Consider the following 526-nt stretch of genomic DNA (forward strand, 5'->3'; position numbering starts at 1 on the left):
CCTACACCACCAGCTATACCTATGACAACGCCAGTCAATTAGCCAGTGTGATGTACCCGAGCGGTCGTCAACTGATCTACACCCGCGATGCCTTAGGCCGTGTAACGCAACTCACCAGCATCAACAATGGCACGACCATTAACGTAGTCACCAACGTGCTGTACGCCCCGACCGGCAAAGTCCTCTCGTACGTGAACGGCACCGGCAACACCGTGAAGTACACCACCGATCTGGATGGCCGTACCACCAGCTACAGCCTCAACCAACAAAACCGGATATTAAATTACGACGCCGGTAGCCGGTTAGTCACCCAAACCGATCCAGCCCAGGCGGTCAATTACACCTACGACGCGTTAAACCGGTTAAATAGTGCCATCAATGCCACCAGCAGCTTTAGCTATAACTACGATGCCGTCGGCAACCGCACCACGATGGGCAATGGCGGAACGAACACCCAATACAGCTATGGCAGCACCAGTAACCAACTGACCCAAGTCAGCGGTAGCCAAGTGAATACGATCCAAAG

The 526-nt window shown here is 53.8% G+C and carries 1 protein-coding gene; it reads left to right on the forward strand.

Going from position 1 to position 526, the window contains the following annotated elements; genetic code table 11:
* A partial coding sequence (locus S2091_RS23750; RefSeq protein ID WP_480935829.1) for a hypothetical protein occupies positions 1-526 on the forward strand: 526 nt, incomplete at both ends.

The organism is Solimicrobium silvestre, assembly GCF_002976435.1.
GTDB lineage: Bacteria > Pseudomonadota > Gammaproteobacteria > Burkholderiales > Burkholderiaceae_D > Solimicrobium > Solimicrobium silvestre.